The sequence below is a fragment of the Streptomyces sp. NPDC058092 genome, from assembly GCF_042884935.1.
Lineage (GTDB): Bacteria > Actinomycetota > Actinomycetes > Streptomycetales > Streptomycetaceae > Streptomyces.
This window is the reverse complement of sequence record NZ_JBHVSY010000005.1, coordinates 363,508-380,620: the sequence shown is the minus strand read 5'-3', so window position 1 is coordinate 380,620 and position 17,113 is coordinate 363,508. Positions and strand designations below refer to the sequence as shown.

Sequence of the window (17,113 nt, the reverse complement as noted above, 5' to 3'; positions counted from 1 at the left end):
AACGATGGCGGACACCTTCGGGCCCGTGCGCGATGCGAATGATGCCGACGACACCGCCGGTGCGGACGCGGACAGTGGTTCCGGCAAGGAGCCGATCCGGGTCCTCGTGGTGGACGACCACGCGCTCTTCCGCAGAGGTCTGGAGATCGTCCTCGCTCAGGAGGAGGACATCCAGGTCATCGGCGAGGCGGGTGACGGGGCGGAGGCGGTCGACAAGGCGGCCGATCTGCTGCCTGACATCGTGCTGATGGATGTCCGGATGCCCAAGCGCGGCGGCATCGAGGCCTGCACCTCCATCAAGGAGGTGGCCCCCAGTGCGAAGATCATCATGCTGACGATCAGCGACGAGGAGGCCGACCTCTACGACGCGATCAAGGCGGGCGCCACCGGCTATCTCCTCAAGGAGATCTCTACGGACGAGGTGGCCACGGCGATCCGCGCGGTCGCCGACGGGCAGTCCCAGATCAGCCCCTCCATGGCGTCCAAACTGCTCACCGAGTTCAAATCGATGATCCAGCGGACCGACGAACGCAGGCTGGTGCCCGCGCCGCGGCTCACCGATCGGGAGCTCGAAGTCCTGAAGCTCGTCGCAACGGGCATGAACAATCGCGATATCGCGAAAGAACTGTTCATTTCCGAGAACACCGTGAAGAACCACGTCCGCAACATTCTGGAGAAGTTGCAGCTGCACTCCAGGATGGAAGCCGTGGTCTATGCCATGCGCGAGAAGATCCTGGAGATCAGGTGACCGGTCCGAAGACGCACCGAACCGACTGAACCGACTGAACCGACTGAACCGACTGAACCGACTGAACCGACTGAACCGACCGAACAGGGCGACGTCGGGCAGAGAGACGGGAATGCGCGCTCACGTCAGAGCGCGGGCGATTTCCTGAGCGAGCGGCCCGCGCAGTTCCGGTGCGTCGACCCGCTCCAGCCGGACATCCGTACAGCCGACCCAGGACGCGGCCTCCACCAGGGCCTCGGCCATCGGCGCCACGGCCTTCCTGCTCTCCAAGGACACCTGCCGAGCGACCAGCGTGCTGCCCTCGCGCGCCGGGTCGACACGACCCTGCAGCCTTCCGCCCGCCAGCAGCGGCATCGCGAAGTATCCGTGTATCCGCTTGGGCTTTGGGACGTAGGCCTCCAAGCGGTGGGCGAAACCGAAGATCCGCTCGGTGCGTGCTCGCTCCCAGACCAGCGAGTCGAACGGCGACAACAGGGTTGTACGGTGCCGCCCGCGTGGCTCCGAGGCCAGTGCCGCCGGGTCGGCCCAGGCCGGTTTCGACCAGCCCTGCACCGTCACCGGCACCAGGCCGGAGTCCGCCACGACGGCGTCGAACTGCTCACCCTTGAGCCGGTGGTAGTCCGCGATGTCCGCGCGGGTGCCGACGCCCAGGGACTGGCCCGCCAGCGCGACCAGCCGGCGCAGACACTCCGCGTCGTCCAGATCGTCGTGCAGCACGGCATCGGGCAGGGCCCGCTCGGCGAGGTCGTACACCCGCTTCCAGCTGCGCCGCTCGGTGCACACCACCTCGCCGTACATCAGGGCGCGCTCGACGGCGACCTTCGACTCCGACCAGTCCCACCACTCCCCGCCGTTCTTCGCGCCGCCCAGCTCCGTCGCCGTCAGCGGGCCCTCGGTGCGCAGCTGCTTGATCACCGTCTCGTAGGCGCCGTCCGGCAGGGCGTGGTGCCAGTGGGGGCGCGAGCGGTAGGCGCGGCGGCGGAACGCGAAATGCGGCCACTCCTCGACCGGCAGGATGCAGGCCGCGTGCGACCAGTACTCGAAGGTGCGGCCGCCCGACCAGTACGCCTCCTCGACCGTGCGCCGGCCGACCGCGCCCAGGCGCGCGTACGGAATCAGTTCGTGCGAACGCGCGAGCACCGAGATCGTGTCGAGCTGCACGGCACCGAGATGCCGCAGCACACCCGGAACGCCGGCCCGGCGGTCCGGAGCGCCCAGGAAGCCCTGGGCGCGCAGGGCTATCCTGCGCGCCTGATCGGCGGAGAGTTCGGCGGCGGGAGGCGGCACAGACGTCATGCCCCGCACCCTAGAGGGCGGCACTGACATCCGGTCGGGAGTCCACGGGCGGGGTGGTTCGGGGAGTTCATCAGCGGGCGGCGGGCGGCGGGGGTCAGTGAGTCAGATGGCTGCGGGCAGACCGTTCGCTGCGGGCAGATAGGTATCGGTGCTTGGCAGTCCGAGATCGGACGGGAGCAGCGCGCCGACCCAGGCGTCGCGCCGTACACCCTTGTTGAGCAGCGCCGACCGCTGCTCGCCCTCCATCCGGAAGCCGGCCCGAAGCGCCACGGCACGCGAAGGGATGTTGCCGACCTCGGCCCGCCACTCCAGCCGGTCACCGCCGAGCGACGTGAAGGTCCAGTGGGCGGCGGAAAGCACCGCCTCTGCCATGTAGCCGTGGCCCCGGTGCTCGGCGGCGGTCCAGAAGCCGACCTCGTACGTGCCCGGCAGATTGCGGCGATTGATGCCGACCGCGCCCGCCAGGGCCCCGCTCTCGCGCCGAACCACCGCGAAGTTGTACATGGAGTCGTCGGCCCACCCGCCGGGGGACAGCTTTCCCGCGAAGAATTCCGCGTCGGCGCGGCTGTACGGGGAGGGCACGACCGTCCAGCGCTGGATGTCCGGGTCCTGACAAGCGGCGTGGATATCGTCCGTGTCGCTGCCTGCGAAGGGGCGCAGCAGCAGACGCCCGGTGGTGAGGGTGATCGGTTCCATGGACGGATTCTGGTGACGCGCGGGCCGTGAAGCGAACACTTTTCGGACTTCCCGGCACCTTCGGCGCTCCCCGGCCGTTGACTGGGAAGGGACAGCGAGGCCGACGCGGTGGCAGCCCTCCCGGCGCGGCGGGGTCCTCGCTTACCATGGCCGTTGCGGTGGGGCCTACCTGCCGTGCCCGCGCCAGAGTCCTTAACACGACCCAGTGCCAGGCCCGACCGGCAAGGAGACCAGCCTCAGTGTCCGTCTTCAACAAGCTCATGCGTGCAGGCGAAGGCAAGATCCTGCGCAAACTGCACCGCATCGCGGACCAGGTCAGCTCCATCGAAGAGGACTTCGTCAACCTCTCCGACGCCGAGCTGCGGGCGCTCACCGACGAGTACAAGGAACGGTACGCGGACGGCGAGAGCCTGGACGACCTGCTCCCCGAAGCATTCGCGACCGTCCGTGAGGCCGCCAAGCGGGTCCTCGGACAGCGCCACTACGACGTCCAGATGATGGGCGGCGCAGCCCTGCACCTCGGCTATGTGGCCGAGATGAAGACCGGCGAGGGCAAGACCCTGGTCGGTACCCTGCCGGCGTATCTCAACGCGCTCTCCGGCAAGGGCGTGCACCTGATCACGGTCAATGACTATCTGGCCGAGCGTGACTCCGAGATGATGGGTCGGGTTCACAAGTTCCTCGGCCTGACCGTCGGCTGCATCATCGCCAACATGACGCCGGCCCAGCGCCGTGAGCAGTACGCCTGCGACGTCACGTACGGCACGAACAACGAGTTCGGTTTCGACTACCTCCGCGACAACATGGCGTGGTCCGCGGACGAGCTCGTCCAGCGCGGCCACAACTTCGCCGTGGTCGACGAGGTCGACTCGATCCTCGTCGACGAGGCCCGTACGCCGCTGATCATCTCCGGCCCGGCCGACCAGGCCACCAAGTGGTACGGCGACTTCGCCAAGCTGGTCACGCGCCTGACCAAGGGCGAGGCGGGCAACTCGCTCAAGGGCATCGAGGAGACCGGCGACTACGAGGTCGACGAGAAGAAGCGGACCGTCGCCATCCACGAGCCCGGTGTCTCGAAGGTGGAGGACTGGCTCGGCATCGAGAACCTCTACGAGTCGGTGAACACGCCCCTCGTCGGGTACCTCAACAACGGCATCAAGGCCAAGGAACTCTTCAAGAAGGACAAGGACTACGTCGTCATCGACGGCGAAGTCATGATCGTCGACGAGCACACCGGCCGTATCCTCGCCGGCCGTCGCTACAACGAGGGCATGCACCAGGCGATCGAGGCGAAGGAAGGGGTGGACATCAAGGACGAGAACCAGACGCTCGCCACGATCACCCTGCAGAACTTCTTCCGCCTCTACGGCAAGCTTTCCGGTATGACCGGTACGGCGATGACCGAGGCCGCCGAGTTCCACCAGATCTACAAGCTCGGTGTGGTGCCGATCCCGACCAACCGGCCGATGGTCCGCGCCGACCAGTCTGACCTGATCTACCGCACCGAGGTCGCGAAGTTCGCCGCGGTCGTCGACGACATCGCCGAGAAGCACGAGAAGGGCCAGCCGATCCTGGTCGGCACCACCTCGGTCGAGAAGTCCGAGTACCTCTCGCAGCAACTGTCCAAGCGCGGTGTGCAGCACGAGGTCCTCAACGCCAAGCAGCACGACCGTGAGGCGACGATCGTCGCCCAGGCCGGCCGCAAGGGCGCGGTCACGGTCGCGACGAACATGGCCGGACGAGGCACCGACATCAAGCTTGGCGGCAACCCCGACGATCTCGCCGAGGCGGAGCTGCGTCAGCGGGGCCTCGACCCCGTCGAGCACGTCGAGGAGTGGGCGGCAGCGCTGCCCGCCGCGCTGGAGAAGGCCGAGCAGGCCGTGAAGGCGGAGTTCGAAGAGGTCAAGGAGCTCGGCGGGCTCTACGTCCTGGGCACCGAGCGGCACGAGTCGCGGCGTATCGACAACCAGCTGCGTGGTCGTTCCGGCCGTCAGGGCGACCCGGGCGAGTCCCGCTTCTATCTGTCGCTCGGCGACGACCTGATGCGTCTGTTCAAGGCGCAGATGGTCGAGCGCGTCATGTCGATGGCCAACGTGCCGGACGATGTGCCGATCGAGAACAAGATGGTGACGCGGGCGATCGCGTCGGCCCAGTCGCAGGTCGAGCAGCAGAACTTCGAGACGCGTAAGAACGTCCTGAAGTACGACGAGGTGCTCAACCGGCAGCGCGAGGTCATCTACGGCGAGCGCCGCCGGGTCCTGGAGGGCGAGGATCTGCAGGACCAGATCCGCCACTTCATGGACGACACGATCGACGACTACATCCGTCAGGAGACCGCCGAGGGCTTCGCCGAGGAGTGGGATCTGGACCGGCTGTGGGGTGCCTTCAAGCAGCTCTACCCGGTGAAGGTCACCGTCGAGGAGCTGGAGGAGGCGGCCGGCGACCGCGCGGGGATCACCGCCGAGTTCATCGGTGAGTCCATCAAGGACGACATTCACGAGCAGTACGACGAGCGTGAGAAGCAGCTCGGCTCGGACATCATGCGTGAGCTGGAGCGGCGTGTGGTGCTGTCCGTCCTGGACCGCAAGTGGCGTGAGCACCTCTACGAGATGGACTACCTCCAGGAGGGCATCGGCCTTCGTGCCATGGCGCAGAAGGACCCGCTGGTCGAGTACCAGCGGGAGGGCTTCGACATGTTCAACGCCATGATGGAGGGCATCAAGGAGGAGTCCGTCGGCTACCTGTTCAACCTGGAGGTTCAGGTCGAGCAGCAGGTCGAGGAGGTTCCGGTGCAGGACGAGGCCGAGCGGACCTCGCTCGCCAAGGAGGACCTCGTGCCGGCGGCGCGTCCGGAGATCCGGGCCAAGGGGCTCGATGCTCCGCAGCGTCCGGACCGGCTGCACTTCTCCGCTCCCACGGTGGACGGGGAGGGCGGGGTCGTCGAGGGCGACTTCTCCAGCAGTGACGGTGGCGGTGCGTCGGAGTCGGACGGGTTGACTCGGGCGGAGCGGCGCAAGGCGCAGAAGAACGGTGGGGGTGGGCGGCGCCGTAAGAAGTAGCGGTGGCGTTGCCGGCGTCGGCGTTCTTGGCGTTGGCGTGGTTGAGAGCTGGCCGGGGTCGGGCACCTTTTGGGGGTGCTCGGCCCCGGTTTGTTTTTTCCGCGGGGCGGGGCGGGGGCTTGGGCCTGGGCCTGGGGTTGGGGCCCGGTCGGGGGGTGTGGTGGGGCTTGGTGTGGGTGGGTCGCTGCGCGGGGTGTCCCCTACCCGCCCCTTGGGCTCCGCTCCTCAAACGCCGGAGAGGCTGGAATCGGGGCGGAGGGGCTGGGCAGGGCGCAGAGGCAGGTGGGTGGGAGCGGGGAGTGGGGGCGAGGGGGCCGGTTGGGCGGGAGGGGCAGGTGGATGGGGAGCGGGGAATGGGGCCGAAGGGGGTCGGGTGGGATGGGAAGCGTGGAGTGGGGCTGGGTGGGATGGAGGAGCGGGTGGGGTGAGCGGGTGGTGCAGAGGGGGTGGTGCAGAGGGGGTGGGTGGCGAGAGTGAGCTGAGTGGATGAAGGAGCGCGGTGGGGTGGCGGGCGTGGGTGGGGGTGAGAGGGCTTGGGGGGTGAGGGGTCTGGGGGTCGAGGGGTGAGTGGGGCGGCGAAGGGGCTTGGTGAGGTGGAGGGGTGAATGGGGGCGAGGGGTCGGTGGCGCGAAGGGTTGGGTGGGGCGAGGGGGCTCGGTGGTGGAGAGCTGGCGGGCGTGGGGTGGAAGGGGTGGACGGGGTGGGTGCTGTGGTTGTGGGGTGGGCGGCCGGGCTTGTTCCGGGCCCTCCTCCAGTGCCGGTGGGGGTGGAGGAGGGCCCGGAGGGGTGCCGACAGGTGTCGAGGGTGTTGTCCCGGGTGGTTCCGTCCTTGGGCTTCGGGAGGGCCGTGGAGGGGCCCGTCGGGGTTTATCGGGGCGTCGTCGTCTGCAGGCGTTCGTCGCCCAGTTCTACTGCTGCGCAGCGCCAGCGGAGGTCTGTGCCCTGTTCCAGGCGGAAGGCCATGGCCCGCACCTGTTCGCCTGCCGCGATGCTGGCGCAGGCCTCCACCACTCCCGGGGCAGGCTGGGCGCCGTGGCACATGCGGATCACGGGGCGGGCGCCGCGGGCCCTGAGGGGGGTACGGGGGGCCAGCTCGGCCAGTTGGTCGTAGGCATCGCCGATGGTGTGTCCGAGCATCCAGTGCACCGGGCGCTGGCCGCTGAGGACCGCCAGGAGGCGCTCGGCGAACCAGTGATGGGGGCGGACCCTCCGGGGAGTCCTTGTGCGCTGCGGTGGTACGGCCTCGGGCCTGCGCCCGTCGTGACGTCCGGTGGGCCGGGTCCTGTTCGTGCTCATCGCTCATCGCCCCCGTGCTTCAGAGGCCCGGCCGAATACCGGGCAGTAACTTCTGCTGTGGATCTTCTACGGCGACGACGGAGGCGGTCGCAAGCGCCGGCTGGGCACCGGAACCGGTCGGGAGGAATCACCTATCCGGGTGATGCGGCGGGTGCTGCGGTGGGCGCATGGCAGGCGTGGAGAGGGTGAGAGGCGGGTGCCGGGTGGACGGGGCGGCCGTGGCGCATGTAACCCCAAAGGGGGACGTCGCACGTATCCTGAGGGCGTTTCCGACTACGAAAGCGGTCAGCCATGCGCGTGTACGTCCCCCTGACGCTCCCCGGTCTCGCAGCGGCGCACCAGGCGGGCGAGATCGGTCCCGGTCCGCTGACTGCCTACGCGGTGACTCCCGGACTGCGCGAGTGGTACGTCTCCGACGACATCGAGGAGCTGGAGTACGCGGCGCTCAACCGGGCCGCCTCCGCCTCGCTGCGCCTGATCGCCGGAAACCCCGGCACGGCCCGTCGGCGGGTCGTCGTCGCCGTCGACGTGCCGGACGGTACTGCCGTGGCCGACCCGGACCGCAGCCTCGACTCGTCGTCGCTCGGCGAGGTGCGGATCTCGTCCCCCGTACCGCTGACCGCGGCCGCCGCCGTGCATGTCGACGCCGACGACGCCGAGAAGGACGTCACGGCCGCCGCGGCCGCTCTGGGCGCCGCGGACCTCGGTGACGACGACGCGCAGTTCACCGTGGACGGTGCCGAGGACCACGAGCTGCTGTGGTTCGGCATCCAGGAGATTCCGAATCTGATCGGCTGAGGTGTGGGACTCTGCGACTGACCTGCCCTTCTTGCCGCTGCCGGACGCGTTGTCGTACCCGGCGGGTACTTTCTTGAGCATGGGGACGCATGGGAAGCACCGCACGCATCTGGTCTGGGACTGGAACGGCACACTGCTCGACGACAACGCCGCGGTCGTCGGCGCGACGAACGCAGCATTCGGTGAGGTCGGCCTGGAGCCGATCACGCTGGAGCAGTACCGCGAGATGTACTGCGTCCCCATCCCGCGCTTCTACGAACGGCTGATGGGCCGGTTGCCCACAGAGGCCGAGTGGGAGCGGATGGACGGGATATTCCACCGGTACTACACCGAGCAGCGGGCCGCCTGTGGGCTCACCGAAGGGGCCGAGGAGCTTCTCTCCCAGTGGCAGCTGGACGGGGGCAGCCAGTCCCTGCTGAGCATGTACGGTCACGACCAGCTGGTCCCCGTCGTGCGGGGGTACGGCATCGAACGGCACTTCCTGCGGATCGACGGGCGCACCGGGCCGTCCGGCGGCAGCAAGGCGCGGCACATGGAGCGCCACATCGCCGCGCTCGGCGGGATATCCCCGGAGTACACCGTGATCGTCGGCGATGCCGTGGACGACGCCGTGGCCGCCGCCCACGTCGGTGCGAAGGCCGTGCTCTACACCGGCGGCTCGCACAGCAGAGCCAGCCTGCAGGCCGCCGGAGTGCCGGTGGTGGACAGCCTGGCCGAGGCCGCGGACCTCGCCGGGCGCATGGCTGGATGAGCCGGAGAGGCTGGGGGAGGGGGAGAGGGGCGAGAAGCCGGCTCGGCAAGCGCCGTCAGGTGGTCACCGGGGCCTTGGTGCGGAGCACCTTCAGGAATTCGCGCATCCACGCCGAGTGGTCCGGCCACGCACGGGACGAGATCAGTGTGCCGTCGACCACCGCCTCGTGGTCCTCGAAGGTGGCGCCCGCCGCCTGCATGTCGAGCTCCAGCGCCGGGTACGCGGTGACGTGCCGGCCGGCCAGGGCGCCGACCGCCGCCGTCATCAGCGGGCCGTGGCAGATCTGGGCCACCGGCCGGTCCGAGTCGAAGAACGCCTTGAGAATCTTGCGCAGCTCGGCGTCATTGCGCAGATACTCGGGAGCCCGGCCGCCCGGGACGACCAGGGCCACGTAGTCCCCGGCGTCCACCTCGGAGAAGGCCAGGTCGGCGGGCCAGGTGTAGCCGGGCTTCTCGGTGTACGTGTCGAAGCCGGGCTCGAAGTCGTGGACCACGAAGCGGAGCGTCTTGCGGGCGGGGGCCGCGATATGGACGTCGTACCCCTCCTCGCGCAGCCGCTGGTACGGATAGAGGACTTCCAGGGACTCGGCGGCGTCGCCGGTGACGATCAGGATCTTCGGTGCCATGGCGGGGCTCCCACGGTTCGTCGGCCTGTTCCGTCTACCAGAGTGCGGCAAGACGGGCCGGCGCGCTGTCCAGAGTGTCAAATTTCCGACCATCTTTTGTACACATACGGCTCGTGACGGTTACGGCGGCGGGCGAGATAGCCTGGACCCCGTGATCAGCGCGATACGCCTCGGGGGCAGCGGAGCCCCCGGCCTGCGCCCGGAGTGCCACAGCACCCGGGCCATCACTGATCCTCACAGCCCGGACCGACTGCCAAAAATGGCCAATATGGTCCCGGGCATCTCTCATAGCGGCATAGCGTCGACTCAGACCGGAAACCCCGTGTCGTGGCGGTACGTCGTCTTTTTCACCTACGTCACGCAACGGCGCGCGACAGGAGCCAGAGGACATGCAGACCAAGCTGGACGAAGCCAAGGCCGAGCTGCTCGCACGAGCCGCCAAGGTAGCTGACAACAGCCCGGGCGGTGGTGTCGGTGGCCCGGGCGGTACCCCCCCGGTACGTGTCGCGGCCACCGGCGGCGCCGGGGCCGAGCAGGAGCGTCCCGGACAGGACGTACTCCTCGCCTACCTCCAGCGCTACTACCTGCACACCGCACCCGAGGACATCGCGGGCCGCGACCCCGTCGACGTCTTCGGTGCCGCCTCCTCCCACTACCGGCTCGCGGAGGCCCGCCCGCAGGGCAAGGCGAACGTCCGGGTGCACACCCCGACCGTCGAGGAGAACGGCTGGACGTGCAGCCACACCGTCGTCGAGGTCGTCACCGACGACATGCCGTTCCTGGTCGACTCCGTCACCAATGAGCTGTCCCGGCAGGGCCGCGGCATCCATGTCGTGATCCACCCGCAGGTCGTCGTACGCCGTGATGTCACCGGCAAGCTCATCGAGGTCCTCGCCGAGGGCAACGGCGTCTCGGCGAGCCCGCAGGCCCGCAAGAACGCCAAGGGAGGCAAGAAGAGCGGCACGACCGAGCTGCCGCACGACGCGCTCGTCGAGTCCTGGATCCACGTCGAGATCGACCGCGAGACCGACCGCTCCGACCTCCAGCAGATCGCCACCGATCTGCTCCGCGTGCTGTCCGACGCACGCGAGGCCGTCGAGGACTGGGAGAAGATGCGCGACGCCGCGCTGCGCATCGCCGACGACCTGCCCGCCGAGCCGCTCGACGAACTCGCCGACGAAGAGGTGAACGAGGCCAGGGAGCTGCTGCGCTGGCTCGCCGCCGACCACTTCACCTTCCTCGGCTACCGCGAGTACGAGCTCAAGGACACCGACGCGCTGGCCGCCGTACCCGGCACCGGCCTCGGCATCCTGCGCTCCGACCCGCACCACAGCGTCGACGAGGCGCACCCCGTCAGCCCGTCCTTCGAACGGCTGCCCGCCGACGCCCGGGCCAAGGCCCGCGAGCGCAAGCTCCTCGTCCTCACCAAGGCCAACAGCCGGGCGACCGTCCACCGCCCCAGCTACCTCGACTACGTCGGCGTGAAGAAGTTCGACGCCGACGGCAATGTCGTCGGTGAGCGCCGCTTCCTCGGACTGTTCTCGTCCGCCGCCTACACCGAGTCCGTGCGCCGGGTGCCCGTCATCCGCCGCAAGGTCGCCGAGGTGGTGGAGGGTGCGGGCTTCTCGCCCAACAGCCACGACGGCCGCGACCTGCTGCAGATCCTGGAGACGTACCCGCGCGACGAGCTGTTCCAGGCGCCCGTCGACCAGCTGCGCTCCGTCGTCACCTCCGTGCTGTACCTCCAGGAGCGCCGCCGGCTGCGGCTCTACCTGCGCCAGGACGAGTACGGGCGCTACTACTCCGCGATCGTCTACCTGCCGCGCGACCGCTACACCACCGGTGTACGGCTGCGCCTGATCGACATCCTCAAGGAGGAACTGGGCGGCACCAGCGTCGACTTCACCGCCTGGAACACCGAGTCGATCCTCTCCCGGCTGCACTTCGTCGTCCGGGTCGCCCCCGGCACCGAGCTGCCCGACCTCACCGACGCCGAGGCCGACCGCATCGAGGCGCGGCTCGTCGAAGCCGCCCGCTCCTGGGCCGACGGCTTCCAGGAGGCACTCAACGCCGAGTGCGGCGAGGAGCGTGCCGCCGAGCTGCTGCGCCAGTACGGCCACTCGTTCCCCGAGGGCTACAAGGCCGACCACACGCCGCGCTCCGCCGTGGCCGATATGATCCACCTCGAAGCACTCAAGAAGGACGAGAAGGACTTCGCCCTCAGCCTGTACGAGCCGGTCGGCGCCGGCCCCGGCGAGCGTCGCTTCAAGATCTACCGGACAGGCGAGCAGGTCTCCCTCTCGGCCGTCCTTCCGGCGCTCCAGCGGCTCGGTGTCGAGGTCGTCGACGAGCGTCCGTACGAGCTGCGCTGCGCGGACCGTACGCACGCCTGGATCTACGACTTCGGTCTGCGGATGCCGCAGACCAACGGCAGCGGCAATTACCTCGCCGATGACGCACGCGACCGCTTCCAGGACGCCTTCGCGGCCGTGTGGACCGGTGCGGCCGAGAACGACGGCTTCAACTCCCTCGTGCTGGGCGCCGGTCTGAACTGGCGGCAGGCGGTGGTGCTGCGCGCCTACGCGAAGTACCTGCGGCAGGCCGGTTCGACCTTCAGCCAGGACTACATGGAGAGCACTCTCCGCAACAACGTCCACACCACCCGGCTGCTGGTCTCGCTCTTCGAGGCGCGGATGTCCCCGGAGCGGCAGAGCGCCGGCACCGAGCTGACCGACGGGCTCCTCGAAGAGCTGGACGGGGCCCTGGACCAGGTCGCCTCGCTCGACGAGGACCGGATCCTGCGGTCCTTCCTCACCGTCATCAAGGCCACTCTGCGCACCAACTTCTTCCAGAGCGCGGACGACGGCAAGCCGCACGGTTACGTCTCGATGAAGTTCGACCCGCAGTCCATCCCGGACCTCCCGGCGCCCCGCCCGGCGTTCGAGATCTGGGTGTACTCGCCGCGCGTGGAGGGTGTGCACCTGCGCTTCGGCAAGGTCGCCCGAGGCGGTCTGCGCTGGTCGGACCGGCGGGAGGACTTCCGTACGGAGATTCTCGGCCTGGTCAAGGCGCAGATGGTGAAGAACACCGTCATCGTGCCCGTCGGCGCCAAGGGCGGCTTCGTCGCCAAGCAGCTCCCGGACCCGGCCGTCGACCGTGACGCCTGGATGGCCGAGGGCGTCGCCTCCTACCGCACCTTCATCTCGGCGCTGCTCGACATCACGGACAACATGGTGGCCGGCGAGATCGTGCCGCCCAGGGCCGTCGTCCGTCACGACGAGGACGACACCTACCTGGTCGTCGCCGCCGACAAGGGCACCGCGAAGTTCTCCGACATCGCCAACGAGGTCGCCGTCTCGTACGGCTTCTGGCTCGGCGACGCGTTCGCCTCCGGCGGCTCCGCCGGATACGACCACAAGGGCATGGGCATCACCGCCCGCGGTGCCTGGGAATCCGTCAAGCGGCACTTCCGCGAGCTCGGCCACGACACCCAGACCGAGGACTTCACCGTCGTCGGCGTCGGTGACATGTCGGGTGACGTGTTCGGCAACGGCATGCTCCTCTCCGAGCACATCCGGCTCGTCGCCGCCTTCGACCACCGGCACATCTTCATCGACCCCACCCCGGACGCCGCCACCTCGTACGCCGAGCGGCGCCGCCTCTTCGACCTGCCGCGCAGCTCCTGGGCCGACTACAACAAGAAACTGCTCTCCGCGGGCGGTGGCATCCACCCGCGCAGCGCCAAGTCCATCCCGGTCAACGCGCACATCCGTGAGGCGCTCGGCATCGAGTCGCGGGTCACGAAGATGACGCCCGCCGAGCTGATGCAGACCATCCTCAAGGCCCGCGTCGACCTGCTGTGGAACGGCGGCATCGGTACGTACATCAAGTCCTCCGCCGAGTCGAACGCGGACGTCGGCGACAAGGCCAACGACGCGATCCGCGTCAACGGCCAGGACCTGCGGGCCAAGGTCGTCGGCGAGGGCGGCAACCTCGGTGCCACCCAGCTCGGCCGGATCGAGTTCGCCCGCACCGGCGGCAGGATCAACACCGACGCGATCGACAACAGCGCCGGGGTGGACACCTCCGACCACGAGGTGAACATCAAGATCCTGCTCAACGGTCTGGTCCGGGACGGCGACATGACCGTCAAGCAGCGCAACAAGCTGCTCGCCGAGATGACCGACGAGATCGGCCGTCTGGTGCTGCGCAACAACTACGCGCAGAACGTGGCCCTCGCCAACGCCACGACCCAGGCGCCCTCCCTGCTCCACGCCCACCAGCGCTTCATGCGCCGGCTGGGCCGCGACGGGGACCTCGACCGCGCGCTGGAGTTCCTGCCCACCGACCGGCAGATCCGCGAGCTGCTCAACGGTGGCAAGGGGCTCAGCCAGCCCGAGCTGGCCGTGCTGATGGCGTACACGAAGATCACGGCGGCCCGGGAGCTGATCCGGACCAGCCTGCCGGACGACCCGCACCTGCAGACGCTGCTGCACGCCTACTTCCCGCAGCAGCTGCGTGAGCAGTTCCCCGAGGCGGTCGACGGGCACGCGCTGCGTCGCGAGATCATCACCACGGTCCTGGTCAACGACACCGTGAACAGCGGTGGTTCGACCTTCCTGCACCGGCTGCGGGAAGAGACCGGAGCCTCGATCGGGGAGATCGTGCGGGCACAGTTCGCGGCCCGCGAGATCTTCGGCCTGGGCCAGGTGTGGGACGCCGTCGAGGCGCTCGACAACAAGGTCGCCGCCGATGTGCAGACCCGGATCCGGCTGCACTCGCGCCGGCTCGTCGAGCGCGGTTCGCGCTGGCTGCTCGGCAACCGGCCGCAGCCGCTGGAGATCGCCGGGACGATCGACTTCTTCAAGGCGGGCGTCGAGCAGGTCTGGGCCGAGCTGCCCAAGATGCTGATGGGCACCGACCTGGACTGGTACCAGTCGATCCTGGACGAGCTCACCGAGGCGGGTGTCCCGGGCGAGCTGGCCCAGCGGGTCGCCGGATTCTCCTCCGCCTTCCCGGCGCTGGACATCGTGGCGATCGCGGACCGCACCGGCAAGGACCCGCTCTCCGTCGCCGAGGTGTACTACGACCTCGCGGACCGGCTGGGCATCACCCAGCTGATGGACCGGATCATCGAGCTGCCGCGGGCCGACCGCTGGCAGTCCATGGCCCGGGCGTCCATCCGCGAGGACCTGTACGCCGCGCACGCCGCGCTCACCGCGGATGTGCTGCCCGTGGGCAACGGGGCCTCGTCCCCGGAGGAGCGGTTCAAGGCGTGGGAGGAGAAGAACGCGGCGATCCTCACGCGGTCGCGCTCCACGCTCGAGGAGATCCAGGGGTCGGACTCGTTCGACCTGGCGAACCTGTCGGTGGCCATGCGGACGATGCGGACGTTGCTGCGTACGCACGCCTAGCGGGTGGTGGGGCGGGGCGGTCGCCGGGGGTGCCCGGCGGCCGCCCCGCCCTCATGCCGGACGGGCTCGAAGCGGGTGCCGCGCCGGGCCGGTCAGTGACCAGGTCACGGCCACGGCCACGGCGACGGCGGCCCCGGCGGTGAACAGCGCGGGGTGGGGGCGCCTGGCCGGTGCCGGGGGCTGGGAGGGGTACGTGGACGGGGCGACGGCGGGGTGGTTCGGGGCGTACGGGGGCGGGTTGTGGGGGACCGTGGGCCCGGTCGCGGGCGGCCGGGCCCGGCGCGTCCGGCGGCAGGGTCCTCGCGTATCCGGCCCGTGCGCCCGGTGGTACCGGGTCGGCGGGGACGGTGGTACCGGTCGCCGACGGGACCGTGCCGGGCGGGTACGTGGGTGCCGTCGCCGGGTCCGTCGGCTGCGGGCGCTGTGCCACCCGCTCGCGACGGGCGATCTCCGCGGCGAGCGGCTCCGGCAGCCAGCCGTCGGATTCGCGCAGCGGCCGGCCCGGCGACCGCTCGCACAGGGCGGCGAGTTCGGCGGGTGTGATGCGCGCGCCCGGATCGGCGGCCAGGCAGCGTTCCAGCAGCGGGCGCAGCTCCTGCGGACAGCCGTCCGGCCGGGGCGGCCGGTGTCCGGTGTCGGCGATCCGGGCGGCGACGGTCAGCGCCCCGCCCGGCCCGCCGCCCGCGCCGCTACTTCTTGCCGGTGAACTCCTCGTACGCGGCCACGACCTCGTCGGCCGGACCGTCCATCCGCAGCGTCCCCGCCTCCAGCCAGATCGCCCGGTCGCAGGTCTCGGTGATCGACTTGTTGCTGTGGCTGACCAGGAAGACCGTGCCGGCCTCCTTGCGCAGCTCCTTGATCCGTTCCTTGCTGCGCCGCTGGAACCTGGCGTCGCCGGTGGACAGCGCCTCGTCGATCAGGAGGACGTCATGGCTCTTTGCGGCCGCGATCGAGAAGCGCAGCCGCGCGCCCATTCCGGAGGAGTACGTCCGCATCGGCAGGGTGATGAAGTCGCCCTTCTCGTTGATGCCGGAGAAGTCGACGATCCCCTGGTAGCGCTCGCGGATCTGGGCCCGCGTCATGCCCATGGCGAGGCCGCCGAGCACGATGTTGCGCTCGCCGGTCAGATCGCTCATCAGCGCCGCGTTCACCCCGAGCAGCGAGGGCTGGCCCTGGGTGTGCACCCGGCCCTTCGTCGCGGGCAGCAGACCGGCGATCGCCTTCAGCAGCGTCGACTTCCCCGAACCGTTGGAACCGATCAGGCCGATGGCCTCGCCCTTGTACGCGGCGAAGCTCACCCCCTTCACGGCGTGCACCTCGCGTATCCCGGGGGTCTGCCGGCGCGAGACGATCCGGCTGAGCGCCGAGGTGGCGCTGCCCTTTCCGGTACGGGCGCCATTGACCTTGTACGTGATGTGCACGTCGTCCACGACGACGGTCGGCACCCGCTCGTCGTTGTCAGCCATGTTGTCAGCCACGTCCGTACCGCTCCTCCGCCTGCCAGAAGTACACGAAGCCGCCCACCCCGCACACGAGCGCCCAGCCCGCGGCGATCGCCCACACATGCGGCGGCAGATGGGACGCGTCGAAGCTGTCGATGAGCGCGAACCGCATCAGGTCGATGAAGACGGCGGCCGGATTGCACTCCAGCATCACCATCACGTAGTGCGGGACCCGGTCCCCCTTGAGCATCGTGTCGACGCTCCACATGACGCCCGAGGCGTACATCCAGGTGCGCAGGATGAACGGCATCAGCTGCGCGATGTCCGGCGTCCGGGCGGCGAGCCGCGCCACCACCATGGAGACACCGGTGTTGAACACGGCCTGGAGGAACAGCGCCGGAACCGCCAGCAGCCAGGACGGCTGGGGGAACTGCCCGAACCCCACCAGGATCAGCACCAGCGCACCCAGCGAGAACAGCAACTGCTGGAGCTGCTGGAGGGCCAGCGCGATCGGCAGCGAGGCGCGCGGGAAGTGCAGCGCCCGCACGAGGCCGAGATTGCCGCTGATCGCGCGGGTGCCCGCGGTGATCGAGCTGCTGGTGAAGGTCCAGATGAACACGCCGGTGACGAGGAAGGGCACGAAGTCCTCGACGTTGCGCTTCGTGTTCATCAGGACGCCGAAGATGAAGTAGTAGACCGTCGCGTTCAGCAGCGGGGTCATGATCTGCCAGATCTGGCCGAGCTTCGCCTGGCTGTACTGGGCGGTCAGCTTGGCGGTGGCGAACGCCGTGATGAAGTGCCGCCGCCCCCACAGCTGCCGGATGTACGCGACCAGCGAGGGCCGGGCCCCGCTCATCGTCAGTCCGTGGCGGGCGGCGAGCGCGGCCAGCTCGCCCGGCGCGTACACCGGGGAGGGCGTACCGGCGGGGGTGTCGGCCGGGGCCGGTGGGGTTGCTGTCTGGCTCACCACGATCGCTTTCGACGAGAG

11 protein-coding genes are annotated in these 17,113 nt (G+C 69.4%); 5 read left to right on the top strand and 6 right to left on the bottom strand.

Features of this window, described 5'->3' with window-relative positions; all coding sequences use genetic code 11:
- The first annotated feature begins 4 nt into the window (after positions 1–4).
- The gene (locus ACFVV1_RS11820) at positions 5–748 is read left to right on the top strand and encodes a response regulator (RefSeq protein ID WP_389988215.1); all 744 of its coding nucleotides are present in this window, start codon (positions 5–7) and stop codon (positions 746–748) included.
- Positions 749–868: 120 nt separating this feature from the next.
- On the opposite strand, the gene ACFVV1_RS11815 is transcribed toward ACFVV1_RS11820, so the two are convergent.
- Entirely contained in the window at positions 869–2,044 is a 1,176-nt protein-coding gene (locus ACFVV1_RS11815; RefSeq protein WP_389988212.1) for a winged helix-turn-helix domain-containing protein, read from the bottom strand.
- Positions 2,045–2,146: 102 nt separating this feature from the next.
- A complete protein-coding gene (locus ACFVV1_RS11810) occupies positions 2,147–2,740 on the bottom strand; it encodes a GNAT family N-acetyltransferase (RefSeq protein WP_389988209.1) in 594 nt (197 codons plus the stop codon).
- A gap of 239 nt (positions 2,741–2,979) precedes the next feature.
- Between ACFVV1_RS11810 and secA the strand changes: the two genes are divergently transcribed.
- Positions 2,980–5,799 (top strand): preprotein translocase subunit SecA, encoded by a 2,820-nt coding sequence (gene secA, locus ACFVV1_RS11805; RefSeq protein WP_389988206.1) that lies wholly within the window; start codon positions 2,980–2,982, stop codon positions 5,797–5,799.
- Between the two features lie 867 nt (positions 5,800–6,666).
- Here the strand turns inward: secA and ACFVV1_RS11800 are convergent.
- Positions 6,667–7,095, bottom strand: coding sequence for an Rv3235 family protein (locus tag ACFVV1_RS11800; protein WP_389988203.1), 429 nt, complete (start codon positions 7,093–7,095; stop codon positions 6,667–6,669).
- 291 nt (positions 7,096–7,386) lie between these two features.
- Between ACFVV1_RS11800 and ACFVV1_RS11795 the strand changes: the two genes are divergently transcribed.
- On the top strand, positions 7,387–7,893 hold the full coding sequence (locus ACFVV1_RS11795; protein ID WP_389988200.1) for a DUF6912 family protein: 507 nt from the start codon (positions 7,387–7,389) through the stop codon (positions 7,891–7,893).
- A 79-nt stretch (positions 7,894–7,972) separates the two neighbouring features.
- Positions 7,973–8,644: an HAD family hydrolase gene (locus ACFVV1_RS11790; protein ID WP_389988197.1), complete on the top strand. Its 672-nt coding sequence runs from the start codon at positions 7,973–7,975 to the stop codon at positions 8,642–8,644.
- A 55-nt stretch (positions 8,645–8,699) separates the two neighbouring features.
- Here the strand turns inward: ACFVV1_RS11790 and ACFVV1_RS11785 are convergent, their stop codons facing one another.
- Positions 8,700–9,269 carry a DJ-1/PfpI family protein gene (locus tag ACFVV1_RS11785; RefSeq protein WP_266746522.1) on the bottom strand — a complete coding sequence of 190 codons (570 nt, stop codon included), beginning with the start codon at positions 9,267–9,269 and terminating at the stop codon, positions 8,700–8,702.
- 389 nt (positions 9,270–9,658) lie between these two features.
- On the opposite strand from ACFVV1_RS11785, the gene ACFVV1_RS11780 reads away from it, so the two are divergent.
- Positions 9,659–14,683, top strand: coding sequence for an NAD-glutamate dehydrogenase (locus tag ACFVV1_RS11780; protein WP_389988193.1), 5,025 nt, complete (start codon positions 9,659–9,661; stop codon positions 14,681–14,683).
- Between the two features lie 689 nt (positions 14,684–15,372).
- Here ACFVV1_RS11780 and ACFVV1_RS11775 read toward each other — a convergent pair.
- Both ACFVV1_RS11775 and ACFVV1_RS11770 read right to left on the bottom strand, forming a co-directional pair.
- Entirely contained in the window at positions 15,373–16,149 is a 777-nt protein-coding gene (locus tag ACFVV1_RS11775) for an ABC transporter ATP-binding protein (protein ID WP_389988294.1), read from the bottom strand.
- Between the two features lie 4 nt (positions 16,150–16,153).
- On the bottom strand, positions 16,154–17,095 hold the full coding sequence (locus ACFVV1_RS11770) for an ABC transporter permease (RefSeq protein WP_389988191.1): 942 nt from the start codon (positions 17,093–17,095) through the stop codon (positions 16,154–16,156).
- Positions 17,096–17,113: the final 18 nt, after the last annotated feature.